At 59.9% G+C, this 26,754-nt stretch carries 15 protein-coding genes and 1 pseudogene; 13 read left to right on the top strand and 3 right to left on the bottom strand.

The window, feature by feature from the left end:
- Positions 1 to 332 precede the first annotated feature (332 nt).
- The 9 genes from ccoN (at position 333) to ubiM (ending at position 9,938) form a co-directional block, all read left to right on the top strand.
- The gene (ccoN, locus tag NKK47_RS27180) at positions 333 to 1,964 is read left to right on the top strand and encodes a cytochrome-c oxidase, cbb3-type subunit I (protein WP_352578924.1); all 1,632 of its coding nucleotides are present in this window, start codon (positions 333 to 335) and stop codon (positions 1,962 to 1,964) included.
- Entirely contained in the window at positions 1,955 to 2,686 is a 732-nt protein-coding gene (ccoO, locus tag NKK47_RS27175) for a cytochrome-c oxidase, cbb3-type subunit II (RefSeq protein WP_352549583.1), read from the top strand. The genes ccoN and ccoO overlap by 10 nt, the downstream gene beginning before the upstream one ends.
- An 11-nt stretch (positions 2,687 to 2,697) precedes the next feature.
- Positions 2,698 to 2,847, top strand: coding sequence for a cbb3-type cytochrome c oxidase subunit 3 (locus NKK47_RS27170; protein ID WP_352457387.1), 150 nt, complete (start codon positions 2,698 to 2,700; stop codon positions 2,845 to 2,847).
- A gap of 2 nt (positions 2,848 to 2,849) precedes the next feature.
- On the top strand, positions 2,850 to 3,713 hold the full coding sequence (gene ccoP, locus NKK47_RS27165) for a cytochrome-c oxidase, cbb3-type subunit III (RefSeq protein ID WP_352578923.1): 864 nt from the start codon (positions 2,850 to 2,852) through the stop codon (positions 3,711 to 3,713).
- A gap of 132 nt (positions 3,714 to 3,845) precedes the next feature.
- Positions 3,846 to 5,405 (top strand): cytochrome c oxidase accessory protein CcoG, encoded by a 1,560-nt coding sequence (gene ccoG / locus NKK47_RS27160; RefSeq protein WP_352578922.1) that lies wholly within the window; start codon positions 3,846 to 3,848, stop codon positions 5,403 to 5,405.
- Positions 5,402 to 5,899: a FixH family protein gene (locus tag NKK47_RS27155; RefSeq protein WP_352502729.1), complete on the top strand. Its 498-nt coding sequence runs from the start codon at positions 5,402 to 5,404 to the stop codon at positions 5,897 to 5,899. The genes ccoG and NKK47_RS27155 overlap by 4 nt, the downstream gene beginning before the upstream one ends.
- On the top strand, positions 5,896 to 8,184 hold the full coding sequence (locus tag NKK47_RS27150) for a heavy metal translocating P-type ATPase (protein WP_352578921.1): 2,289 nt from the start codon (positions 5,896 to 5,898) through the stop codon (positions 8,182 to 8,184). The genes NKK47_RS27155 and NKK47_RS27150 overlap by 4 nt, the downstream gene beginning before the upstream one ends.
- Positions 8,181 to 8,333, top strand: a complete 153-nt coding sequence (gene ccoS / locus NKK47_RS27145) for a cbb3-type cytochrome oxidase assembly protein CcoS (RefSeq protein ID WP_023679633.1) — start codon at positions 8,181 to 8,183, stop codon at positions 8,331 to 8,333. The genes NKK47_RS27150 and ccoS overlap by 4 nt, the downstream gene beginning before the upstream one ends.
- 423 nt (positions 8,334 to 8,756) lie before the next feature.
- Complete coding sequence (ubiM, locus tag NKK47_RS27140) at positions 8,757 to 9,938, top strand: 5-demethoxyubiquinol-8 5-hydroxylase UbiM (protein WP_352578929.1); 1,182 nt, start codon at positions 8,757 to 8,759, stop codon at positions 9,936 to 9,938.
- 629 nt (positions 9,939 to 10,567) lie between these two features.
- Here the strand turns inward: ubiM and NKK47_RS27135 are convergent.
- Positions 10,568 to 11,008: a hypothetical protein gene (locus NKK47_RS27135; RefSeq protein WP_352578920.1), complete on the bottom strand. Its 441-nt coding sequence runs from the start codon at positions 11,006 to 11,008 to the stop codon at positions 10,568 to 10,570.
- Complete coding sequence (locus NKK47_RS27130) at positions 11,005 to 12,108, bottom strand: IS5 family transposase (protein ID WP_352578919.1); 1,104 nt, start codon at positions 12,106 to 12,108, stop codon at positions 11,005 to 11,007. Before NKK47_RS27130 ends, NKK47_RS27135 begins: the two co-directional genes overlap by 4 nt.
- 291 nt (positions 12,109 to 12,399) lie before the next feature.
- On the opposite strand from NKK47_RS27130, the gene NKK47_RS27125 reads away from it, so the two are divergent.
- The 3 genes from NKK47_RS27125 to NKK47_RS27115 all read left to right on the top strand — a co-directional run bounded on the left by NKK47_RS27125 (position 12,400) and on the right by NKK47_RS27115 (position 22,719).
- The gene (locus NKK47_RS27125) at positions 12,400 to 17,901 is read left to right on the top strand and encodes a DUF3320 domain-containing protein (protein WP_352578918.1); all 5,502 of its coding nucleotides are present in this window, start codon (positions 12,400 to 12,402) and stop codon (positions 17,899 to 17,901) included.
- Between the two features lie 88 nt (positions 17,902 to 17,989).
- The gene (locus NKK47_RS27120; RefSeq protein WP_352578917.1) at positions 17,990 to 19,252 is read left to right on the top strand and encodes a metallophosphoesterase family protein; all 1,263 of its coding nucleotides are present in this window, start codon (positions 17,990 to 17,992) and stop codon (positions 19,250 to 19,252) included.
- Positions 19,249 to 22,719, top strand: a complete 3,471-nt coding sequence (locus NKK47_RS27115; RefSeq protein ID WP_352578916.1) for an ATP-binding protein — start codon at positions 19,249 to 19,251, stop codon at positions 22,717 to 22,719. The genes NKK47_RS27120 and NKK47_RS27115 overlap by 4 nt, the downstream gene beginning before the upstream one ends.
- Before the next feature lie 240 nt (positions 22,720 to 22,959).
- Here NKK47_RS27115 and NKK47_RS27110 read toward each other — a convergent pair whose 3' ends face one another.
- On the bottom strand, positions 22,960 to 25,956 hold the full coding sequence (locus NKK47_RS27110; protein ID WP_352578915.1) for a TrlF family AAA-like ATPase: 2,997 nt from the start codon (positions 25,954 to 25,956) through the stop codon (positions 22,960 to 22,962).
- A gap of 364 nt (positions 25,957 to 26,320) precedes the next feature.
- On the opposite strand from NKK47_RS27110, the pseudogene NKK47_RS27105 reads away from it, so the two are divergent.
- Positions 26,321 to 26,587, top strand: a pseudogene (locus tag NKK47_RS27105) (5-demethoxyubiquinol-8 5-hydroxylase UbiM); the annotation flags it as partial.
- Positions 26,588 to 26,754: the final 167 nt, after the last annotated feature.

Here is a 26,754-nt window from a genome sequence, read left to right as displayed (position 1 = left end):
CAGCGCAACGCTGGCGCTGGCTGTCCCAAGGCATTGAAACGATCGACGTTCGGCAAGGCATCGGCCTACTTTCCAGCGTCACAGAAGGCGCGCTTCCCACACGCCCGCGATCGCCTCCAAACCCGGCCCGACCTGGGACGCCGGGCCTGTCCATAAGCGTGGCGGCCGATGCTGCGCTTCCACATTCGATCGCCACAGTCTGATCGAACCGAACTCGATGCTGCTCGAAGCAAAATCGTGCGGCTCTGACATGGATCAGGGCGAGCAGGCCACGGCTGCGCAATAAGGCACTGCGGTTTGGCGCCCGCCGAAATCGGAAATCGGGGCTTGCGATGAAATTCGGCACAGAGATCGTCCTTCTAAGCCTGTTTGCGTTTGCGGCCCTGGTGGCTGCCGGCTTCGGCGTAGATGAACCTTTTCGGCGGCATATGTGGGTTTTGTTCTTCGCCGTGGCTGGCTTCACTGCGATTCTATTGCGCAACACGGAGTTCAAGCCGGCAGTTCCGATCGACCCCGCCGCTTACATGGATGGGCCGATCCGCTACGGCGCCATCGCCACCGTATTCTGGGGCGTCGTCGGCATGCTGGTCGGCGTGGTCATCGCCCTGCAGCTCGCCTACCCGGATCTCAACATCCAGCCCTGGTTCAATTTCGGCCGACTGCGGCCGCTGCACACATCCGGTGTTGTGTTTGCTTTCGGCGGCAACGCGCTGATCTGCACGTCTCTCTATGTGGTGCAGCGCACCTGCCGCGCGCGTCTGTTCGGCGGCGATCTCGCCTGGTTCGTGTTCTGGGGCTATCAGCTCTTCATCGTCATGGCCGCGACCGGCTACCTGCTCGGCATCACCGAGAGCCGCGAATACGCCGAACCCGAATGGTATGTGGACATCTGGCTGACCATCGTCTGGGTCGCCTATCTCATCCTGTTCCTCGGCACGATCCTGAAGCGCAAGGAGCCGCATATCTACGTCGCCAACTGGTTTTACCTGTCCTTCATCGTCACCATCGCAATGCTGCATGTGATCAACAACCTGTCGATGCCGGTCTCCTTCCTGGGCTCCAAGAGCTATTCAGCCTTCTCCGGCGTACAGGACGCCCTGACGCAATGGTGGTACGGCCACAATGCCGTCGGCTTCTTCCTCACCGCCGGCTTCCTCGGGATGATGTATTATTTCGTGCCCAAGCAAGCCAACCGACCGGTCTATTCCTACCGGCTGTCGATCATCCACTTCTGGGCTTTGATCTTTCTATACATCTGGGCCGGCCCCCATCACCTGCACTACACCGCCCTGCCCGACTGGGCCCAGACACTCGGCATGGTGTTCTCGATCATGCTCTGGATGCCGTCATGGGGCGGCATGATCAACGGCCTGATGACGCTGTCGGGCGCCTGGGACAAGCTGCGCACCGACCCGATTATCCGCATGATGGTGATGGCCATCGCCTTCTACGGCATGTCGACCTTCGAAGGTCCCATGATGTCGATTAAGGCGGTCAATTCGCTCTCGCACTACACCGACTGGACCATCGGTCACGTGCACTCCGGTGCGCTCGGCTGGGTTGGGATGATCTCGTTCGGCGCGATCTATTACATGGTGCCGAAGCTTTGGAACCGCCAACGTCTCTATTCGCTGCGGCTCGTCACCTGGCACTTCTGGCTGGCGACGCTTGGGATCGTCGTTTACGCCGCGGTGATGTGGGTCTCCGGCGTCATGCAGGGCCTGATGTGGCGCGAATACAACGAGCAGGGCTTCCTGGTCTACTCCTTCGCCGAAACCGTGGCCGCCATGCACCCCTACTATGTCATGCGCGCCATCGGCGGGGCCATGTATCTCTCCGGCGCCCTGATCATGGCCTGGAACATCGCCATGACCATTCTCGGATACCAGCGCGAGGAGGAGCCGATGCCCGGCTCCATCCCCGCCCTCCAGCTTGTGCGATCAGGAGCCAGAAAATGGGCCTGATGGACAGACACGCGGTCATCGAGAAGAACGCCACACTTCTTCTCCTCGGGTCCCTGCTGGTCGTAACAATCGGCGGCATCGTCGAGATCGCACCGCTCTTCTATCTCGACAACACGATCGAGAAGGTTGAAGGCATGCGCCCTTACTCGCCACTCGAACTGGTGGGGCGCAACATCTATGTGCGCGAGGGCTGCTACCTCTGCCATAGCCAGATGATCCGGCCGTTCCGTGACGAGGTCGAGCGCTATGGGCATTACAGCCTGGCGGCCGAGTCGATGTACGACCACCCGTTCCAGTGGGGCTCGAAGCGCACCGGGCCGGATCTCGCCCGGGTCGGCGACCGCTACTCGAACGGATGGCACGTCCAGCATCTCACCGAGCCGCGTTCGGTGGTGCCGGAATCGATCATGCCGAGCTACGCGTTCCTGAAGGACATGCCCATCGAGGTGAAGGATTTCTCGACGCATCTGATCGCCAACAGCCGTGTCGGTGTGCCCTATTCAGACGACATGATCGCTCATGCCAATGCCGATCTCATGGCGCAGGCCGATGCGAATGCCGACACATCGGGCCTGGAGAGACGCTATCCGAAAGTCAAGGTTGGGGACTTCGACGGCGATCCGCAGCAGGTCACCGAAATGGATGCGCTGGTCGCCTATCTCCAGATGCTCGGCACGCTGGTCGATTTCAGGACCTATGACGAAGCCGCCGGTTACCGCTGAGGAGAATGGCGATGACCTACAATTTCATGCGGGAGTTTGCCGACAGCTGGGGCCTGCTTGCCATGGCACTTTTCTTCCTCGGATGCGTTGCCTTTGCATTTCGTCCCGGCAGCCGCAGGCAAGCCGAGAGAGCCGCTCACATTCCTCTCAAGGACGACTGATCATGGGCAGCGAGCATATCGACGAGGTTTCGGGCATCTCGACGACCGGCCATGAGTGGGACGGCATCAAGGAACTCAACAACCCGCTTCCGCGCTGGTGGGTCATCACCTTCTACATCACCATTGCCTGGGCGATCGGCTACACCGTCGTCTATCCGGCATGGCCGATGCTGACTTCCGCGACCAGGGGTGTGCTGGGGTATTCGAGCCGCAAAGACGTCAAGAATGAACTGGCGGCGGCCGAAGTGGCCAAGGGCAAATATGTCGCTGCCATTCAGGCGAAGACCGTCTCCGAGATTACTGCCGACGATACACTACGCGAATTCGCGGTCGCCGCAGGTGGCGCCGCGTTCAAGGTCAATTGCGTGCAATGTCATGGCTCCGGGGCCCAGGGCTCCAAGGGCTTCCCCAACCTCAATGACGATGACTGGCTGTGGGGCGGCAAGGCGGATCAGATCCAGCAGACGGTCACGCATGGTATCCGCTTCGCATCCGATCCGGATACGCGACTTTCGGAAATGCCAGCCTTTGGCGACATTATCACTGCCGACCAGATTAAACAGGTCAGCGCCTATATTGCCGGCCTGTCCCAAGCCGTCAGCGACGAATCTTTGGTGGCGCCCGGTGCCAAGGTTTTTGCGGAAAACTGCGTTGCTTGTCACGGCGACAACGCAAAGGGCAACAGGGAGCTCGGCGCACCCGACCTGACCGACGCGATCTGGCTTTATGGGTCTGGCGAAACAGCCATCGCCGCGCAGGTCCGCGCCCCGAGGCATGGCGTCATGCCGGCCTGGATCGGGCGTCTCGGCGAGATCAAGGTCAAGGAACTCGCGGTCTATGTCCATTCGCTTGGCGGCGGAGAATAGGAACGCAAGCCTATTCTCGTCCTCCCCCCAACCGCCAAGCGACGAGGCCCGGCGCGAGCCGGGCCTCGGCATCATCCAGAAACCGATGGGTCGGGCTTCCGGCGAAATCGTCGCTGGTGACTGGAGCTTCTCGTGCTCGATAACACGCAAATAGAACGGCTCGAAGCCGATGCGGTCAACTCCGCCAAGACCCGTCAGCCGCTCTATGCCGGACGCAAGAAGATCTTCCCGAACCGGGCCTCTGGCAGTTTCCGCCGCTTCAAGTGGTCGGTGATGGCAATCACGCTGGGGATCTACTACCTGACCCCCTGGCTGCGGTGGGATCGCGGGCCATTTGCCCCTGACCAGGCCGTGCTGGTCGATCTTGCCAACCGCCGCTTCTACTTCTTCTTCATCGAGATATGGCCGCAGGAATTCTACTACGTCGCCGGCCTGCTGGTCATGGCCGGTGTCGGCCTTTTCCTGATCACATCCACCGTCGGCCGGGCCTGGTGCGGCTATACGTGCCCGCAGACCGTGTGGGTCGATCTGTTTCTGGTCGTCGAGCGAGCCATCGAGGGCGACCGCAACGCGCGCATCAAGCTCGACGCCGGTCCCTGGACTGCGCGCAAACTCGTGCTGCGAACATCGAAACACGCCATTTGGCTGGTCATAGGGGTGCTGACCGGCGGCGCCTGGATCTTCTATTTCGCCGATGCGCCGACGCTGCTTTGGGAACTCTTCACCGGCACCGCCGCCCCCGTCGCCTACATCACCGTGCCCGTGCTGACGGCGACGACCTATACGTTCGGCGGGCTGATGCGCGAGCAGGTCTGCACCTACATGTGCCCATGGCCGCGCATCCAGGCGGTCATGCTCGACGAGAATTCCCTCACCGTCACCTATAATGACTGGCGCGGCGAACCGCGCTCGCGTCACGCCAAGAGGGTCCTTGCCGCCGGGCAGCCCGTCGGCGACTGCGTCGACTGCAATGCCTGTGTCGCGGTGTGCCCGATGGGGATAGACATTCGTGATGGCCAGCAGCTTGAATGCATCACCTGCGCGCTCTGCATCGATACCTGTGACGGTATCATGGACAAGCTCGGCAGGGAGCGCGGACTGATTTCCTATGCGACGCTGGCCGACTACAACGCCAACATGATGCTGGCGACCCCGGGCGGCTCCGGTTCAGTCAACCCGTCACTGGTCAGGAGCGCTGACGGCCTGTTCTCCGACAAGGTGGCCCGTTTCCATATCCGCAAGATCTTTCGCCCGCGCATCTTCATCTACATGGGCGCCTGGTCGGCGGTCGGTTTCGCGCTGCTCTATTCGCTGCTGACCCGCGAACGGCTCGAATTGAATGTCCTGCACGATCGCAACCCGCAGTTCGTGACGCTGTCGGACGGTTCGATCCGCAACGGTTACACCGTCAAGCTGCTCAACATGATCTCCGAACCAAGAACGATCATTGTCACGATGCAGGGCCTGCATGGAGCCGAAATGAGCGTTGTCGGCATCGACCTGCCGGCGGATCGCTCCTTCGCCATCCCGGTCGAACCCGACCGGCTGAAGATGCTCAAGGTTTTCGTGCGTCAGCCGGCAGATCAGGTTCGGGGTGCAGCGCAAAGCTTCAAGTTCCGGGTCGAAAACAAGGCAACGTTCGAGTCGGACGAATACACGGCCACTTTCAACGCACCGGAGAGCGCCAGATGAGCGACACCTCGCGACAATCCTGCGAATTCACCGGCAGGCATATGCTGTTCACCATCCTTGGCTTCTTCGGCGTGGTCATAGCGGTCAATTTGACGATGGCGACGCTCGCCAACACGAGCTGGACCGGCCTTGTCGTCGAAAACACCTATGTGGCGAGCCAGCAATTCAACAAAAAGGCCGAGCAAGGGCGAGCTCAGGCAGCCCTCGGCTGGACTGGCAAACTGACCATCGCAGGCGGTGAGGTCCGCTACAGCCTCACCGATGCTGGCGGCAAGCCGGTTGCCGTGCATGGCGTCAAGGTGCTGTTTCGTCATCCCGCCTACGAGGCAGAGGACAAATCCGTCACTCTTGCCGCTGCCTCCGGTCAGATATTCGCCGCGCACCACATGCCCAAGGACGGCGTCTGGATCGTCGAAATCGACGCCGATGCGAGCCTTGCGGAACCCTATCGCGACGTTCGCCGGATCGTGATTTCCCGCGGGGCGCTGCAATGAGCTGCTGCGCGCCAGGCGCCGAAATGGCATTGGACCTGGAAAAGGTCACACTGGTCCTGCCTTCTGGCCAGGAAATCAGCCTGGCGAGCCGCTCGATTGGCGAAAATCTTCGCCAGACCGACCTCTCGGTGCCGGCTGTGCATTGTGCCGCCTGCATCCAGACGATCGAGACGGCGATCGGCAAGCTGGATCGCGTCGAAGGCGCTCGTGTCAATCTTTCGACGAAACGTGTTTCGGTCCGGTGGCGCGGCGAGGAGGTTCCGCCATTCGTCGCCACACTTGGACGGCTGGGCTATGGCGCGCACCTGTTCGATCCCGAGGCTGACGGGAAGGACAAGACGCTCTCGGAACTGATCCGCGCCGTCGCGGTCGCCGGCTTTGCGGCGGGCAACATCATGCTGCTATCAGTCTCCGTCTGGTCCGGCGCGCAAGGCGCGATCCGCGACCTGTTCCATTGGGTCTCGGCCTTGATTGCCATTCCTGTGCTCGCTTTCGCCGGCGGCATCTATTTTCGCTCGGCCTGGAATGCGCTGCGCCACAGCCGCATGAACATGGATGTGCCGATCGCGGTCGGGGTATCGCTCGCTTACGCCATGAGCCTCTACGAGACGATCAACCATGGCGACCATGCTTATTTCGACGCGTCGGTGTCGCTGCTGTTCTTTCTGCTGATCGGCCGCACGCTGGATCACGTGATGCGGGAACGGGCTCGGACGGCCGTAAACGGACTGGCTCGGCTGGCGGCGCGCGGCGCCATGGTGCTGCGCGAGGATGGTTCGCGCGACTACTTGCCGGTTGGCGAGATCGAACCAGGAATGGAGCTCTTGATCGCGGCCGGCGAGAGGATGCCCATCGACGGCAGGATCATTGGCGGGGCGTCGGATCTCGACTGTTCCCTGGTTTCCGGCGAAAGCACGCCCAGAACGGTGGGCCCGGGGGCGCAGGTCCAGGCCGGTACACTCAATCTCACCGGTCCACTGACCATCGAGGCGACGGCCGCCGCGAAGGATTCCTTCCTGGCCGAAATGGTTCGGCTGATGGAAGCGGCAGAGGGCGGCCGCGCCCGCCATCGCAGGATCGCCGATCGCGTTTCCGCGCTCTACGCCCCCGTGGTCCACCTCACCGCCTTTGTGACGTTCCTCGGCTGGATGGCGGCGACCGGCGACTGGCACCGGGCAATAATAATCGCGATCGCCGTTTTGATCATTACATGCCCGTGTGCGCTCGGTCTCGCCGTGCCGATCGTGCAGGTGGTCGCTGCGCGGCGGCTGTTTGAAAGCGGCGTCATGGTCAGGGACGGCTCCGCCATGGAGCGCCTGGCCGGGATCGACACGGCATTGTTCGACAAAACCGGCACGCTTACGCTGGGACTGCCCAGGCTGATCAATGCGCCGTCCATCGATCCGACGATGCTCGCCATGGCGGCCGAGATGGCAGCGCATTCCCGCCATCCCTTTTCGAAGGCAATCGCTTGCAATGCAGCCTTTGCCGGCCAGCCGAAACTCGCGTCCGTCAGCGAGCATCCGGGCTTCGGCATCGAAGCCATCGCCGAGGGCAGTACCTGGCGGCTGGGTCGCCGCGGATGGGGTGAGTGGAAAGTCCGGACCGGCGGCGAAAGCAAACAAGGCTATGGCGGAACCGTTTTGACGAAGGACGGGGTCATTGTCGCGACTTTCGATTTCGAGGATGAGCTGCGTGCCGATGCCAAGGCGGCCATCGAGCAACTGAACGGCGCCGGCGTGTCGGTGGAGATGCTGTCGGGCGACACAGAAGCTGCCTGCGGCGAAGTCGCGGAAGCACTGGGCGTCGAGCGCTTCGTTCCCGCGTTGCTTCCCTCCGGGAAGGTCGAACACATCGAAGCATTGACCAGATCCGGCCACAAGGTCCTGATGGTCGGCGATGGGCTCAACGACACGCCTGCGTTGGGTGCCGCACACGTTTCGCTCGCTCCGGCCACGGCGGCGGATATCGGTCGCAACGCCGCGGATTTCGTGTTCCTGCGTAAAAGTCTTCTGGCGGTCCCACTTGCTTTAGACATTTCGCGGAAGGCCGGACGGCTGATCCGGCAGAACATCGCCATCGCGATCGTTTACAATGGCATCGCCGTGCCGGTCGCCATTCTGGGGCACGTTACGCCACTGATCGCGGCGGTCGCGATGTCCGCCTCGTCCCTCCTGGTCATCGGCAATGCGCTACGCCTGCAAGGTTTCGTGTCAAATGCATCGGTGCAAGATGCCCGACATGACAGGCGCTCCGACATTGGCGCACTGGCACAATCCTCATGACGACGCTCGCCTACCTCATACCTGTGGCCCTGTTCCTCGGAGCGCTTGGGCTGGCCGGGTTCCTGTGGGCCTTGAGGAGCGGCCAATATGAAGATCTCGATGGCGCCGCCGAGCGGATCCTGATCGATCGCGACGAGCCACGCAGTTGACCCAGCCTGCCCTGCGAGGACTCGCTCGAATATTTTCCGCGGTTGCTTCGCGTCATGCCGATTTCGGCGCGCGACGGGTGCGAACGGATCAGCCAGAATACGTTGCCGAACTTTCGGCCAGGAAAGGGCCGCACCGAACGGCAAGCCGGCCATTCCATGATGACCTGACCAGACCATGGCGTCGCGATCGACCAGTCGACCGTGAACCCGCCGTTGCCGCGTTTATCGAGCCTGGTTGATCCACATCAGGGTTATCTCTTCATCGGCATGGTTTCATTGAGCATTTTTGAACGGAGAACGGATGTCTAACGGACGGTTAGGTCGCGTGGAGACGCTTGGGGAGATGAGCCGCAAACCGTGGATCGATTGCGATGCGTTCCAGTGCCCTTCGTCGCAGATAGCCGACGCTATGGCGGCACGCTGATGGCCGGCTCTGTCGATAGATTCGACGTTATTGTCGTCGGAGCCGGGCCGGTCGGACTTTCCTTCGCCGCATCGCTTGCCCAGAGCCGACTCAAGGTGGCAGTGGTTGAACGGCAGTCGCTCGAAAGCCTGGCGAATCCGGCTTTCGACGGTCGCGAGATCGCGCTGACCCACGCATCGGTTGGAATCCTTCGCGAGCTCGGCGCCTGGGATGCCATCCCGGCTTCGGACAAATCACCGCTACAAGGCGCGCGCGTGCTCAACGGATCGAGCCCTTTCGCCCTGAGCTTCGATTCTCCCAGCGGATCTGGGGAACCACTCGGAATTCTGGTCCCAAATTGTCGGATCCGCGACGCCCTGTTCAAGCTTGTCCACTTCCAGGATCATGCCCAGCTGCTGTGCGGCCGCTCGGTCGTCACTGCAACAACCAGCCACAAAGAAGCAGTCATAACGCTCTCTGATGGCAGGCAATTGGCCGCTCGGCTGCTCGTTGCAGCGGATTCGCGTTTGTCCGCGACGCGCGACCTCCTCGGCATTGGCGCCGCCATCAATCGGCTTGGCAACTCGATGCTGATTTGCCGGGTGAGGCACGAGCGCGCCCATCACCAGATCGCGGTCGAATGGTTCGATCACCATCAAACGATAGCGATGTTGCCGCTCATGGAAGGCGTGTCGTCGCTGCTTCTCACTTTGCGCTCAAGCGAGGCCGACAGACTGCTTGCTCTCGACGACGATTTGTTCCTCATGGAATTGACGAACCGGTGTCGAGGACGCCTCGGAGAGATGACCTTGGCAAGCACCCGCCATGCCTATCCGCTGGTCACGACCTGGGCGCACAAGTTCTGGGCTCCGAGTGCGGCACTGATCGGCGATGCTGCCCTCGGCATGCACCCGGTGACCGCTCATGGTTTCAACATCGGCCTCAGTGGCCAGAAGCAACTCGCCGATAGAATCCTGGCGGCATGTCGCGAGCGCCGCGACATTGCTGATCCCGACATGCTCGGCAGATACGAAAGCCGACTGCGTCGGTCGGCGGCACCGCTCTATCATGCTACGAATGTACTTGTCGCTCTCTACTCAGGCGAGCACCCGACGGCACGGCTTGCAAGACATGCGGGGCTTCGCTTTGCCCAATATCTTCCCTTTATCCGCCATGGCATTTCGGCCATGCTCAGGCGGTGAATCGCAGGCAGCGCTGCCGCTCTGGAACGCTATCTCGGCCCGGCTTCCTTTTGTCTCGCCGGGCGCGTTTGATGCCGTTGGCAGGGCTGCTTCCATGGTGACGTTGCCGATCCTGGGATGATTCGGATCAAGGCACGCGTGCGGGCAAGAGCTCGATGGTCAGACGGCAAGGCCAAGAGCAGACGTGCGACCCGAAGACATCGTGAGCGCACTGGTTACCCCCGCTGGATAGTTAACCCATCCTTCAGTGGGCTTGCGTAAGCTTGTCCTCGCGAACAACGATGGGAGCAAGCTGGTCCGTCCATGGCCCCGAAGAAAGAAGACACGCTGGAGGCCAAAATCCGTCAGGATCAGCTTGCTGACCTGAGGACCGGTCGCGAACCCGCGCTAGCAAGGCCGCGTCCGACCACGGCGCCTGTCCCGCGAAATGCAGCAGAGACTGATGCTTGGCCGACACCCGCGACGGCGCCGTGACGGCCGCCAACGGCTCACGCTCTTGCGCTCTATCGGCATCAGAAGTCCGAGGCAATAATCGTTCAGCGGCTCAGCTCGGTCGGCGTGGCCGATCACCCCGATCAAAGCATCGACATAGGCGTCGAACTCGGCTTCACTCTCGGCTGTCCAGTCGGTCATGGCGGGGCGCTTCCCTGATCACCAAGCAGCACCCTAACAAATCCACGACCAGCGCGAATCCCCCCGCAGCCCCGACTTTCTGACTCAGTAAGACTTGCAGCTGTTGAAGAAGTCTGACGTATTGCCTTGAGGATGGCCTCGTCGCCGTTGTGGTAGGCGAATGTGATCTCGATCGAGCCGTCGTCGAGCAATTCGGCATAGCCATCGCCTGTGACTTCATCCATCTCGTCACACCCGGCCCATGTGAAGTGAACTATCGAGGGGCTGTAGCTCAGTTCGAGACCGGCTTGCAGGGCGCCAAAGGCGATCTCGCCGTTGTTGTCGGGTCCGATGGCGATGGTTGCGGGTCCACCGAGGTTCAGGTAACCGCGATCCCACAGATCGGCTTCGATGATCCGCCAGCGGCCGATCAGTTGGCAACCTGCGGGCACGGTCATTTCGACGCCGCCAAGAGCTTGGGCAGCCGCACCAGATTGTAGGCGGCGGCCGCGAAGGTGAAGGCCCACCCAACGCGGTCGCGGCCGCGCAATTTGGTCTTCTCCTGCCCAGCGACGGTTTTGATCCAGCCGAACGCCTCTTCGATGCGCTTTCTGATGCGCTGGCTGACGGCATAGCCACCGTGGCGCGTGGTGCGGCGATCGATCGCCGAACGACGGCCGTTCGTGTTCTGCGCTACGTGGGGTGTCACCTTCATCGAGCGCAACTCGTTGACGAAGTCCTCTGCGTCATAGGCCTTGTCGGCACCGAGCGTGATCGCCCGCGGCCGGTCGGCACGAGGTTCGATCATGTGCAGGGCCGCCACCCGCTCGGCATGTCCGTCGGCCAGCGTCAGACAGGCTTCCACCAGCAGGCCGTGGCGGTTCTCCATCAGCCCATGTCCCAAGAAGCACAACCTGGCCTCCTTGCCCCGCCCTTTGCGGTAGAGCCTGGCGTCGGGGTCGGTAGTCGAGGTATGTGTCTCGTTCGATCGCCTCTCGCCGTGGAAGTCCGCTTCCGCATTGCGTCCGCCGCCGTCTGCCGGCGGTTCGCCATGACCGCCGCTTGGGCCGCCCTTTGGCTTGACGCTCTTCATCGAAGCCCAGGCCTCGATCAGCGTGCCGTCGACCGAGAAGTGATCCGTGGACAGGAGCTTCTTGGCTTTGGGTTGCGCCAGCACGGCCGCCAGGAACTTCGCCGCGATATCGCCCTCCAGCAGCCGGTCACGGTTTTTGGAGAACACCGAATGGTCCCAGGCTGCGTCGTCGACGCCGATGCCGACGAACCAGCGGAACAGGAGGTCGTATTCCAACCGTTCCATCAAAAGCCGCTCCGAGCGGATCGAATAGAACGCCTGCAAAAGCATCGCCCGCAGCAGCTTCTCCGGCGGGATAGATAGCCGTCCGATCGGCGAATATAGCGCCGCGAACTCACGCTCCAGCCTCGACAGGGCTTCAGTCACGATCGTCCGGATCGCCCGCAATGGATGATTGCGCCGAACCCGGACCTCAAGGTCCACGTAGCTGAAAAGTTCGCCAGTTCGATCGTCGCCGCCGCGCACTCGTCACCTCCGATTCCCTTCGGAGCCAGTGAATCATTGCTGCGGTCCGGTGGCGAGGACCCTTTCAACAGCCTGCTAGCTCAGATCAAGTCACCAACGTATCTCATTTCACAATGCTCGGACCGCACGGTGCCAACAGTATTATCGAGATGCGGATAGCTTTTTTGTTGCGGCCACCGTTGGGCAGGATCTAAGTGTTCGGCTCTGGGAGTGGGGGCATAATTGTCAGAATCCGAAAAGTCAGTCTTCCAAAGCGATCTACCGCTAAAGGAGAAGCTCGAGCGCGCCAGGATGGAGTTGCTCGACCTCTCCGCACGTAATCGCCTTTTGAACGTGCCCCGGTTTTCAAAGAGTGCGAAAACGATCGACATCGTCGATGAGCGGTCATCCGAGGTCTATCGGTTGCTGGTGAATGAAGGGAAGGTCTTTACGTTCGTCGCAGGCAAGCCTGATAGACCAAAGGCTGGCCAAGAAGGCTCTGCTACGGAAGACGAGATCGACTACTCCCCCATTTCCCTTGCTCAGCCAGAGGACGATGAAGTGGACGACAGGGGAGTGTTTGCGCGACATTCAGACACCAAACTGCAGACGCGGATGACCCCCACCGGCTTGCAACGCCGGCTTCTCGATCTCCATCACGATGCCAGGACGCTAGAGGAGGAGCAGGGCGTCAACATCCTCTTTCTGGCTCTCGGGATGCTGAAGTGGATTGACCCGAACAACAAGGAAAACATCCGTCAAGCACCGCTCATTTTGGTGCCGGTCCGGCTCGAGCGAGGAACGGCTGGAGAGAAGTTTCGGCTGCGCGCCAGGCCAGAGGATCAGAGCGCGAACCTCTCCCTTGAGCTCTATCTGGATCGGATGCACAAGCTCGCCATGCCGAGCTTCGATGCGGGAGACGACTTCGACGCCTCAAAGTATCTCGATGCCGTGGCCGAAGCGGTTTCAACCAAAGAGGGTTGGGAGGTGCTCCGGGATGATATGGTGCTGGGCTTCTTCTCGTTCGCGAAGTTCTTGATGTACCGGGATCTTGATCCTGAGATCTGGCCCGAGGCCTCCAAGATAATCGAGCAGCCGAAGATCCGCTCGCTCCTTTCCGACGGCTTTGAAGCGCGCGAGCCGCTGATGTCTGACGACATCGCGATTGATCCGCACATTGCGCCAGCGGAGATGTTGCACATCGTCGACAGCGACAGTTCCCAGACACTTGCGATCCATGATGTCAGAAAGGGTCGCGACCTTGTGATCCAGGGCCCCCCAGGCACTGGCAAATCGCAGACGATTGCGAATGTTATCGCGTCGGCCGTGGCCGACGGAAAGACCGTCCTTTTTGTGGCTGAAAAAATGGCCGCGCTGGAGGTCGTGAAGCGCCGCCTCGACAATGCCGGGGTAGGGGACGTGTGCCTGGAACTCCACAGCAACAAGGCGAACAAGCGCATGATGCTGGAGGAACTGCGTCGTACCTGGCAGCTCGGATCGCCTCGAGGACAATTCCCATCTGCGCTGGCCGATCAGTTGTCGCAGGCGCGCGACAGGCTCAATGCGCATGCCCACCGGATGCATGTTCCGTTCGGCGCATCCGCCCTGACGCCCTACCAGGTTTTCGGCCAGCTAACCCGGCTCAGGCAGAACGGGCAAAAACCCGTAGATATCGAGCTCGAGGGTGCCATCCATTGGACGAGTGAAGGCGTTTCGTCACGCCGGAAGCTTCTCGACGAGGTCTCTCAACGGATCAACGAAATCGGGCTACCCATCCACCATCCCTGGAGAGGGGTAGGCCTGGACGTCGTACTGCCGACCACGGTCGAGCGGCTCGTCCCGCGCATCGGGTCATTGCTCGATCAAGCGAAGGCTGTGCAGGCAAAACTGATCGACATTGCCGCGCGGACCGAGGCCGGGCCTTCGCGAATTCTCAGCGACAGCGGCGACATAGAAGATCGCGCAGAACTGCTTGCGTCCGCACCAGAGCTTCCCGCCGATGCGTTGGTCTCGCCGGTGTGGGACGACCATCCTAAGGAGATCTCATCGCTTCTTTGGACAGGATCGGATTTCGCCCGCAAATTCGAAGACGTTTCGCAGCATTTGGTGGCGACGGCGATCGACACCCCAATTGAAGGTCTCGAGGCAGAGCTTGCAAAGCTGCCATCGGAATTCCCGAAAGACGGTTTTGTCCGTGCGCACCAGCTGACCGTTCTGCTCCCGCGCTTGCGGGATGAAGCGGAGCGGCTGAACCAGGAGCTGGGATCAACGGTTGTACCGGACACGTTGGCAGGGCTGGTTAGATTGATCGTGACGGGGGAGAGAGTTGCGGCCGCCCCTGACGCGAGCCCTGAAGCGTTTGCGGCGACCGTTTGGGACACAGGACTTGAACAAGCGGCGGACCTTGCCGAGAGCGTCGCGACGCTTGAGGCAGTCCAAGCAGAGCTGAAGGGCAAAGTTGTCGATGCTGCCTGGAACACGGAGGTTGCACCGACAAGGCAAGCCCTCGCTAGTCACACGGGTCTGTTGAAGGCATTGAGCGGCGACTACCGTCGCGCCAAAGCCCTTCTGCGGTCCCTTCTAGTCGATCCTAACGCGCCGTCGACTGAGACAGTGCGTCTCCTAGACGTGTTGATGAAGGGGCAAGCGGCGGCCACGAAGGTTCGTGACGGTGACGCCTTTGGTCGTTCCGCCTTCGGAGCAGATTGGCGCCGGGAGAAATCCTCGTCGGCACCGCTCTTGGCTCTAGTGGAATGGATGCGCACGCTAAGGGGACTTGGCTCGGAACCGCGACTTATTGCTGGTCGGATGGCCGAGCGCTCTGAAGCGGGCGCGCGTGCGCTCCGGGTTCGCAAGGTGATCGATATCGGCCGGCCGATGATCGAGGGTTTCTGGAATGATCTCGGCCACCTCGCGCCGTCCATGCTGGGTGACGTGGCCTCCGCCGAAAGGGCTTCACTGCAGCTGATGGAAGTGAAGGCGCGATCCGTGGCTCAAGCGGACGAAGCGTCTCGAGAGGTTCTGGCCAGCCTGCCTGATCAGCTATCCGGTCGGGTGAAGCTCGTCCGACGACTGGGCGCCCTACAGAAGCTTGCTCAAGAGATCGATGCTGCTCACGGCATTGGCATGTCCGCATTTGGCTCGTCTTGGCTCGGGCGAGGATCCGACTGGGCCGCGCTTACGCAGGCCGAGCTCTGGTTGAAAAACAATACCGCACTCCGACATCTGGTCGCGCGTCTGCCTGACAGGGTCGAGATCGCAAAATCAGCTCGTGCAACGCGAGAAACGACGCAGGCCGCGGCACTGCGGCTGAAGGCGCTTGCGGACGATTTGAAAGCTGATGCTTCGTCTTTGTTCGGAGTAGGCGATTTCTCTGAGGTCGTGATTGCTGAGTTGATTGCCCGATTGGAGACCTGGGTCGAGCATCAGGAACAGCTCTCGAAATGGGTTGCCTACGAAGAACGATCCGAGAGTGCCCGAAAGGCGGGACTAGGACAGTTGATCGGCGGCTTGGCCAATGGCCAGGTTCCAACCGCATCGGCGCGATCGGTCTTCGACATGGCCTATTACGAGAAAATGCTGACGGCGATGGCGAACAAGGAGCCGGACCTCGGGAGGTTTGACGGCGAGCTACATTCGAGAGCTGTTCGCGACTTTGCGGATTTGGACCGGCAGAGGATCAAGGCTAGCGCCATCGAGGTCGTGACCGCGCATCATCGCAAGATCCCCTCAAGAGATGGCGGAGCTGGGCCTGTCGGTTTGCTTCGATCTGAGATGGCGCGCAGAAGAGGCCATATGCCTATCCGGCAGTTGATGCTGAGGGCAGGACCTGCTGTCCAGGCGTTGAAGCCGGTGTTCATGATGAGCCCACTTTCGGTGGCGCAGTTCTTGTCGCCCGGTCGAATGTCGTTCGACCTCCTGGTTATGGACGAAGCGTCTCAGATCCAGCCGGTGGACGCACTCGGCGCAATTGCCAGGGCGAACCAGGTAGTCGTCGTTGGCGATGAACGCCAGCTGCCACCGACGACATTCTTTGCGAAGATGACGGGCTCGCAATCTGAAGATGACGACGGCGAGGGTGCGCAGGTCGCTGACATCGAGAGCATTCTCGGGCTTTTCACAGCCCGTGGTTTGCCACAGCGCATGCTTCGCTGGCACTACCGCAGTCGACATCAATCGCTCATCGCCGTGTCGAATAGCCAGTTCTACGACAACCGGCTCTTCATCGTCCCAAGTCCGTATACCCAAGAGGCTGGTATGGGGCTGCGGTTCCATTACGTGCCGGACGGAGTGTTCGATTCAGGTGGGACAGGGACGAACCCGATCGAGGCGCGTGCCGTAGCAGAAGCGATCATTCGTCACGCGAAGTCCAATCCACAAGAGTCTCTTGGCGTTGCGACTTTTTCTGTCAGCCAACGCCGTGCGATCCAAAATGAGCTTGAAGCCCTGCGGCGGTTGAATCCGGACACCGAAGACTTCTTCCACGCCCATCCGAGTGAGCCGTTTTTCGTCAAGAACCTGGAGAACGTTCAAGGCGACGAGCGGGACGTGATCATGATCTCGGTGGGATACGCGAAGAATTCCCAGGGCTACATGGCCATGCGCTTCGGCCCACTCGGTTCGGAAGGCGGAGAACGTCGACTCAACGTTCTCATAAGCCGGGCTAAGCGTGCCTGTGAGGTGTACGCGTCGATAACAGATGAGGACATCGACCTCGAGCGCGGAAAGGGTAAGGGGGTCTTTGCCTTCAAGCTCTTTTTGCACTACGCGAGGACTGGACGCATCTCGCTTGCTCAGACGACGACCAGAGAGATGGATTCAATCTTTGAAGAACAGGTAGCCAACGCCTTGATTGAACGAGGCTATCAGGTCCATGCACAGGTGGGTATCGCGGGCTTCTTCATCGATCTGGCAGTTGCTGATCCGGAGCGGCCAGGGCGCTACCTGCTGGGCATCGAATGCGACGGTGCCGAGTATCACTCCTCGCGCTCCGCAAGAGATCGGGATCGGCTTCGCCAGGCTGTGCTCGAAGACCACGGCTGGATAATTCACCGCATCTGGAGTGCCGATTGGTTCCAGCGTCCGCGTGAACAGCTCGAGCGGACGGTGGCGGCGATCGAGGCTGCAACGAGAGAACTTGCTGAACGGGCGGAGTTGGGAAACCAGAGAAGCCGTGGGGCGGCCGTACAAGTCGTAACGGTCGACCGGGGTAACGTCACCGAAATCGCGTTGGAGACTACGAATGGAGCCGCGACACCAGATCGAGCCTACGCAGAAGCGAGTGTACAGAGACCGCCCGGGCGGTTTGAACTTCACGAGACGCCCACCGGTCTCCTGGCTGGGCTGGTCGAGCAAATCGTCGCCGCAGAGACGCCAGTCCATCTCGATGAGGTAGTATCGCGCATTCGGGATGCATGGGGCCTACAGCGGGCCGGCGGCAGGATTCAGGACGCGATTGAGCGTGGTCTTGTTATCGCCGAAGCGCGGGGAGTGGTGGCGCGTCGAGGCGACTTCTGCTTCAAACCGGGCGCGCCTATTCAGCTACGCGACCGCAGTGGTGTCATGTCCCCTGGATTGCGTAAGCCCGAAATGATCTCCTCGGAGGAAGTTGCCCAGGGTGCAATCGAGGTGGTGAGATCCAATCTCGGCGCGACGGAGGACGAAATCGCAACGAGCGTCTCGAGGATGCTGGGCTTCAAAGCCACGAGCGCGCAGCTGAGGCAATTGATTTCAGCGGCGGTCGCCGGTGCTGTTGCGAATGGATCGTTGCGGTACCAAGACGGCCTGCTGATAGACGGCGCAAACGGTCAGTAAGAAATCAGCGAGGACGCGAGGGTGGACCGCCACCCTCGCAAGATCATGGCGAACCTGGGGACAAACTCTGCCCTTGGCTGGAGGCTGAATGGCGTTTCGATTTGTTCATACGGCAGACATTCATCTGGATTCACCGCTGCGTTCGCTAGCGTTGCGAAACCTCGAACTCGCAGAGCTCGTGGGAGACGCCAGCCGCCAAGCCTTCATTTCGATAGTGGATTTGTGCCTCGAGGAACGCGTGGATGCGCTGGTCATTGCGGGCGACCTCTACGATGGCGATCAGACTTCGATGAAGACTGCGCGGTTCATCGCGACACAGATCGGACGGCTGCACCAGGCTGGTATTAGGGTCTTCAAGATCCGCGGCAACCATGATGCCCTCTCACGCATCTCAAAACAGCTCGTGTTTCCGGACAGCGTGACTATTTTCGGCGGCCGCGCCCAATCGGTATTGCAGACTTCAGGTGGTCTGGATGTGATGTTCCATGGCCTGAGTTTTACGCATTCGAAGGCGCCAGAAAGTCTGTTGCCCAAGTACCCAACACCTCGTGAAGGCGCGGTCAATGTCGGTATCATGCATACCAGCATGGCCGGTTCGCTCGGTCACGACGTGTACGCGCCCTGCAGTGTGGCTGACTTGCACAATCATGGTTTCGACTACTGGGCGCTCGGACACATCCATGTTCGCCAGGTCTATCCAGGGGCACGCGCAACGGTCGTGATGCCGGGTATTCCGCAAGGCAGGGATATCAACGAGGCGGGCGAGAAATCGGCAACGCTTGTGACGATACGTGATCACGGTTCTGTTGAGATCGAGGAACGGCTGACCAGCGTCGCGCAGTTCGAACGCCTCAACATCGACCTTATCGGAACCGTTGAGTGGCCCGAAGTCGCCACGCGCATTCGAGACGCACTTGAACAGCTGCGATCCAATGTTCGATCGCGGCACGTTCTGGCTCGAGTCAATTTGAGCGGAGCGACACCGTTGTCGTGGCAGCTCATTCGCGACAGGGACCTCCTCCTTGCCGAAGCTCAACAGGTGGCCGGGCAACTGGGTGACACGTGGATCGAAAAGCTCGATCTCAACGTCCTTTCACCTGGGACCGAAGCAGTTGAGGACACCGCTGATCCAATTTATGAGCTAGCCGCGTCGATGCGCAGTGACGCCACGTCCGAGGCGTTCCGCGCCGAGGCGAGGGCGTTCATTCAAAAGACAGTTGCCGAACTTCCGGCGGAAGGCCGCGACTTTGCTGGCAAGAGCGAAGCCGACCTCGACCTTTTCCTAGATACAGCGCTGGCCAGGGGCATTGACCAGGTCACCGCACGTCTCAAGGCTGGTGCCTCGTCATGAGACTGCGACGCCTTGACCTCGTTCGCTATGGGAAGTTCACCGATCGTACGATCGACTTTGGACCGAAGCCCACGTCCGGCCCTGATTTGCATATCGTGTTCGGTCTGAATGAGGCTGGCAAGTCGACCGCTCTTTCTGGCTTTCTCGACCTCTTGTTCGGGATCGAGGAGCGTAGCAAATACAACTTCATTCACGAGTATAGCGCCATGCGCCTTGGTGGAGTGCTCGAATTGGCAGGTGTGGAGCATTCATTTACCCGCACGAAACAGCGGAACAATTCGCTCCTTGATGCGACCGGCAAGCCGGTCAGTGAGATGGCAATCTCGGCACACCTCGCCGGCCTGTCTCGCGATGCCTACGCGACAATGTTTTCCTTGGATGACGAGACGCTGGAAGCCGGTGGAAAGGCGATCCTGGAATCGCGCGGTGATCTCGGCAAGCTGTTATTCACCGCCAGCGCAGGACTTGGCCATGCAAGCGATACGCTAAATGCCTTGGATGCAGAGGCCGACGCGCTACATCGCAAGCAGGCGCAAGGTACCGAGATCGCGCTGCTCAAGAGGCGGCTGGCCGACCTAAAAACTCGGAAGGATGATATCGACACACTTGCTTCGACCTACGAAGGACTGGAGGCTGAACGTCGCGACGCGGCACAACAGTACGACGCCCTGATCAACGAACGAGCGGTGCTGGCGAACCGGCTTGAGGCGATTGCGCGGTTCGAGCGTGCACGGCCGATGCTGGCAGATATTCGGCGCAAGCTCGTCCAATTAGACGGATTGCCGAAAACCGCTTCACCTACGCGCACTTGGGCGGGCTCGATCGCGGAGCTGATTGGTGACGATGCGAGCTTGAGAACGCGTTTGGCGGGCAATGTCGGCGAAGTTGAACGTCTGACGTCAAGCATTGCATTCCTCGACGTAGACGAGCTGATCTTGGGGGTCTCGGAGCGCATCAGAAGCTTGGCAGAGAGCAAGGTGCGCTATTCGTCGGCAGGCCTTGATTTGCCCACTCGCAAGTTCCAGCTGCAGATCCTCGACAACACCGTAGCGACTTGCCTTAGCGCGTTGGGACGCACTTCTGAACAGGATCCTGCGAAGCTACTTTTGCCAGCAGCGACGGTGGGCGTCTTGCGCACAATGATTGAGCAGCGATCCGGGATCGCCACGGCGGCAAGCGCTGCCCATGACGAAATTGCGGCTGCTGTCGATGCGCTCCAATTGGCTCGACAGCGAGTTGGCGAAGAAAGAGCCGTGCCCGAATCCGTCAGAGCGAAGCTCAGTTCAGCATTGTCGAAGGCCCGCGCCAGCAATCAGCTCGCGGAAGTTGCGGCGGCCCGCGAGGAGGAAGATGCGGGTACAATACGATTCGAGGAGTTGCGGGCTCAGCTGCGGCCGTGGGCCGGCGATGCGAGCGCGCTCGCGAGCATCGCTGTTCCGAGCGCTGGGCAGATTGCTTCCTGGAAAATGGCCGCAACAGATTTAGCCAGAACCAGCTCGGTGGTCGCCGAACGCCTTGAGGAATGTGAGAGCAATTCCACGAGGCAATCGGCACGACTGGAAGCATTTCGTGTGTCGATCGATGTGGCTGACGACGAAGCCGCTGCAGTGAGCCGACGAGCACGTGACGCAGCTTGGGAAACGCATAGGGCGGCGCTGACCAGCGAAACAGCTGATGACTTTGCTCTAGCGCTAGCCCGCGACGATGGCGTCGGCACGGGCCGTCTAGCGAACGCGTCGGATTTGGCAGAGATACGCGCAACGACCAGGGCGCTTGGCGAAACTTCGGCGGATTTGTCTCGTTTGCGTCAACAATACGCGCAGCTTGCCCTCGATCTTGAAGCCAAGATGGCTGAAGTCCGTCAGGCCGGCGGTGCGTTGCTGGAAGACATGATCGAGCCATCACTAGAGCGCCTGGTACAGCGCTTGGACAATCGAATTGAGTTGCGTGCTGATGCACTCGGTGAATGGCGGCAGATCGAGCTCTCTCGGAAGAGGGCGGACCGGGCTGCCGAGGCGGGCGAGCAGATCCGACTGGAACTTATCAGGGCGTTGACGAGCGTCGGAATAGTACCGGCGCCGCATGACACGCTTGAAGCCGCTATGGCCCTCGCGGAATTGTTTCTAGAGCGGCAGCGCAAGTTAGACGCAGAATACGCTGAAGCACTAAGAACCGTGAATGGCAGGGAGGAGGATCTTACTGTCAGGCGTCGGGCTCTCGCCATGGCCGAGCGGCGCGAGGAGGAGTGGCTCGCCACGACAGGTGAGACGCTCAAGGGAACTTGGCTCGAGAGCGGCGTATCCGCTTCCGGCTTAAGCACAGTGCTCGAACAGTTGAGTAATCTGGCCAAAAGCGTGCAAGAGCGAGACGCCCTTCAACTGCGCATCGACAAAATGGAAGCTGACAGGGCCGATTTCCTCAGTGAGGTCAGCTCTATCGCAGCAGATCTGGGAGAGGCTACGAAGGATGGAGAGCCGGAGCAGTTAGCGGTTCGCGTTGGCGACCGCTTGGATCGCGCTGAAAGGGCGCGTGACACGAAGGCAGGCTTTTTGGCCGATCTCAAACGCTTGCAAGGCGAGCGCAATGTCCTCGACAATGAGACTTCGGTCCATGAGTGCCGCAAGAATGAGGTGCTGATCGCGTTCGGCGTCGAAACCTTAACCGATGTGGCGCACCGCGACGAGTTGCTGCGCGAGAGGGATCGTCTGCACACCAGCGTGGCCGAGCTTGAGGATCGGGTGGCGGCTGAACTTTCATTGGAGAAGTTTGAGCAGGCCCGCTCGGTCCTTGACGAAATCGACTTCGACGGCCTGGCGATCGAGAAGGGACAAGGCGAGCAGAGGCTCCAGCAGCTAGACAGCTTCCTCCAACAACAGCTGATCCGACAAACGCGCGCTGCGGATAAGATTGACGAGATTGGAGGCGACGGCGCTGTCGCTCGGCTCGACGCCGAACGCCGAACCATTCTGCTGGAAATCGAGGACAGCGCGGTTCGCTATATTGAACTGAAGCTCGGCATCATGTCAGCCGGGAATGCTCTGCGCGCCTATCGCGAGCGCCACCGGTCAGGAATGATGGCGCGTGCATCGGACGCTTTCAAGCTGATGACGCAAGGCCAGCATTCTGGCCTCACGACCCAGCCCGTGAAGGGTGGCGAGGTCCTGATAGCGATGCAGCGCGACGGCCAATCCAAGGTCGCCGATGCGCTGTCAAAAGGCGCGCGGTTTCAGCTCTATCTGGCCCTGAGACTCGCTGGATATTACGAATTCGCGCAATTCCGACAGTCGGTCCCATTCGTCGCGGACGACATCATGGAGACGTTCGACCATATCCGGTCTGAAGAAGTGTTCAGGCTTTTCGGCGAAATGGCGGGCATGGGTCAGGTGATATATCTAACGCATCACAAGCATTTATGCGAAATCGCCAAGGCAGTTGTGCCAGGGACTACCATCCACCAACTCGAATAGGATGGCCGCCCAAACAGCGTCTTCCAATCTACAAGGAAATCGCTTGGCGTGGGCCGCGCTGCCGGGAATTGCGGCTTCTTCCCCCTAGCCTTGCTTGCCAAGATCCCCCGGCAACTTTGCGCCTCATTTCGTCCGCATCACCCGCTCTTCTTATAGAAGTCGGATGCTTCGCCATTGACCTCGTCCGGAAACGCCAGGAGCGGACGTTACAAAACAAAGCAACGCCGCAATACCCCGCCATCAGGTGATTTGATACTTGAGTCGACGTTGTACGAAGGCTGGCCGCGACCCTTCGAGCACCTTTACGATATGGCCATTGGTGTTCGGGTTCTCGATCGCGCCGCAATCATAGCTGAACCTGTAAGCGTTCACCTTGTCCAACCGGACATAGACGATTTGTTCGGCGTCGGCTCCGATCGCGAGGTTTGGGTTATGCGTCACCAATATGACCTGCCGGGTTTTCTTCGCGTCGCGAATACACCTTGCGAGTACCGCGAATATGCTGTCGTTGTCGAGATTGTCTTCGGGTTGGTCGATGATGAGGGGCGAGCTGTCGGTGTCCAGGTGTAGGTAGAAGACCAGCAGCAGAAGCCCCTTCTCTCCGGGGGAAAGCTGGTTCAGGTCTTTGCCTCCCAGTCTCAACTCGTACCGGGGTTCGAAGTATCCGAGGGAATAAAGGAAGTCGTAGAATTTCTTGACGTCTTTGGTCTGCCGTCTGATGCCACCGGATTTCATCGATCCGACCACATCGTTCACAAAGGCAAAGATGCTTTCGAAGGAGTTCCAGTCGACTATCGATAGCTTTTGTTGAAGGGCGCGCGCGCCTTCCGCGACTCCGCGGAAGGGGCCGCTCACGTTTTGGTTCAGATGGTTGAAGAATTCATCACCGAACTTGGGAGACGGTACAAAAGACGCGTCGATCGACACCTTGAAGTCCCCGGTACTCACCGCGGTGAGCCGCGACTCAACCTTGGTTTTCAAACCCTCGTAAAACGTTCTTATCTTGTGTTTGCTTTCGAAGAGGGTCAAGCAAAGTGCCTTACGGTCCTCAAACGCCTTGGACAATTCACCCGGCAGATCGTTGTCGATCCGGGCAATGCGGGCCTCTAGTTCCGCGATCGTCCCTAATTTCGGCGAGGCCTTTTGACCGACGATATCGCTGATCTGCTCGGATATCTCGCGGACGGCCTGCACATACCTTTGATAACGCTGTTGAGGTGCCGAGAGAGCGGCGCGCGTCTCGGCAATGCGATCGGCAATATATTTCTGCGCAGCACGAAGCTCGGGTGCACTGGCGACTTTGGAAAGATCGGTCTTTGAATCGAAAACAATGGCGCTCTCGCGCTCAATCTGAGCGATTTCTTCGTTCGCATCGTCAATCTTCTTCGTGACTTCTTCGAGGTTAACGGTAATACGGATGACCTGATCAACATCTAAGCCGAGAGCCCTATACTTAGTTTTAAAAGCCTCCTTGTCGCCTTGCACACGGTTTTTCAGGGCATTTACGGCGTCCTTGAATTCACTGGCCTCTTGCAGGGTAGTCTTGTGCCAGCCGAGCCGCGTGACGGCGCTCTTTTCACGTGCAGAAAGGTCATCCAGCAACCGGGTTTGTGACGCGATTTCTTCTGTCGCCGCTTCCTGTTCCGCACTCTGAGCAGCCGGGGCAGCTTCCTCCGGAGGCTTCGACGCTTCGAGTGCGAACACCTGCTTCTGAAGGACCCCTAGTTCCGCCTGCAGTTTGGTCTTGAATGCAGGTTCGCTCTGGTCCTCGAGTTCGAGAATCCTGATGTTGAGTTCCCGCAGCTTCGTTTTGATCTGGCTAGCTTCCTGTCGACTGTTCAACGTCTTCCGTTCTTCGAGGTCGCGGAAGCTCTTGGCGTCCATCTTGTCGCTGATGTCGACGTGTGAAAATACGACGTCTTCGATTTCCCGGCGCAGCGCCTGGACTTCGATTTCGTTCGTCAGGCTCTCGAAGTAGTTCTGTGGTAGGTATTTGACCGCCTCCGGCTCGAGTTCATCGACATCATCGCTCAGTGCCCGTTCAACAACGCTCCCACTCTTCCATACGAGACGACCCGAAAAATTCTCGGCGAACCCGCGCCGCTTGAATTTCTTGTTCGTCTGACTGTCGGTTAGAAACGAGAAATATTTCGCTTGGCGAGTATTTCCGAGCAGCGCGACAATGTCCGCGACGGCGCTTTTGCCGCTTCCCTTGTTGCCGATTATGGCAGTCAGTTCAGGGTTGAACGGGATTTCGACGTTCCGAAACCAGGTGCCGTTATGATCGGCATAGGTGGCGAGGGCATTGATCTCCAGCCTGTCGATGAACTGCGTCGCCTCTCGCTCGAGCCGGACGAGAACGGTTGGACGTTCTCCAACAAAGACGCGATGTTCCGGTTCAAAGATCGTCTGCCGGAGACCTCGGAAAGTCAGATTGGCCTTGATCCAGGTCGATTGATAGCTCGGCTCGTCACCTGTCAAACGTCCGAGGTCCTCGAAGGAATGAGCGTCACTGGCGTCATAGAGGGGCTTAGGCTCGGACTTCGACCCGTCCTCGTACCGAGAGTCGCTCAGGAAGAATGCCGTGCTGTTCGACTTCCCAAAGAAGGCGCTACTGATCCTGTCGAGTTCATCGGAAATGGATTTGCTACGCTGGGAATTTTTGGCGGTACCGCGTAGGCCATCGTTTCCGGCGGCGGTGACGATAATGTATTGCTCCGGCGCGAAGCATCCTTTTAGCGAGTCCTTAACATCATGTATGCTGACGGTCGCCGCAGCGTAGTTCGCAGACGTCAGTTCACTGCAGCGTAACCGTCTGCCACCAACGGATATGTGCGTTTCGAGGTCGTTGAGGAATTTACTCAAGGCTTCGGGCGTCGCGGCAGCCGGGTCTACGAGAACATGCGCGTTGACGTTTTTGCCGTCGATGCTGACCGTCTCGGTCAAACGCAGCTCTAGGTTCGGGATCACTAGCTTGGTCGAGTCCGGATACGATTGGCGATACCACTTGACGGTGTTCAGGTAGCCGTCGAATGAAAAATAGTCCGTTATGCCAAAGGCCTTGACCTCGGATTGTTCGAGAATAGCCACGAAGCGTTTCCACGTCGCGTCCTCCGGTTTGCCATATCCGCAAGAGAGCTTCGTACCGGGCGCGTGTAAATGCAGATCCCACTTAAGCCACTGCGACCCTCGATGAGCCTCTCGTTTGGCAGCACGCGGCGTTGAGGACACACTCATCCGAAGCACTCCAGGTGACGGGGTTTCCGATCCGAAAAAAGCCTTGCCTGTCGTCCGGCAGGATCACGAATCGGCGCCCAGATGAACGCGCGGGTACAATCTAGTCGGATGAAAAAATCAATCAAGGCGTGTTCTCATGACCTTGGAGCACAAGTCACCGCCTGTCGCCGAAAGACAAAAGCAGTGCTAGAAACAAAAGGCGGGCATGCAGCCGCCGCTGCCTATCCAGGTCCACGAGGTTCCTAGGCGTGTTCTTGTGGTTTCCAACTTCCGCAAAAAAAGCCGACTGACGGGGTGACATTCGGCTCCGAAACGCTGCCTCAGTTGAGCAATGGCACCGTTGCCGAAAAGCGCGACGTCCGTTATCGGCCTCAGCGGCCAGAAGCAACTCGCTCGTAAAATCCTGACAGCATGTTACGCCCGCCGCGACATTGCCGATCCCGACATGCTCGGCAGATACGAAAGCCGGCTGCGCCTGTCGGCGGCACCGCTCTATCATGCCACCAACATGCTTGTCGGTCTCTACTCAGGCGAGCACCCGGCGGCACGGCTTGCAAGACATGCGGGGCTCCGCTTTGCCCAATATCTTCCCTTTGTCCGCCATGGCATTTCGGCCATGCTCAGGCGGTGAATCGGCAGATAGCGCTGCCGCTCTGGAACGCTGTCTCGGCGCAGCTTCCTTTTGTCTCTGACGTTGCGGATCCTGGCATGATCCGGATCAAGAAACGCGCGCGGACGAGACTTTGATGATCAGCCGGCAATCCTCAGAGCAGACGTGCGACCCGGAGCCATGGTGAG

This window comes from Mesorhizobium sp. M0019 (genome assembly GCF_040323975.1).
Taxonomy (GTDB): Bacteria; Pseudomonadota; Alphaproteobacteria; order Rhizobiales; family Rhizobiaceae; genus Mesorhizobium.
This window is presented reverse-complemented; position numbering and strand designations above follow the sequence as displayed.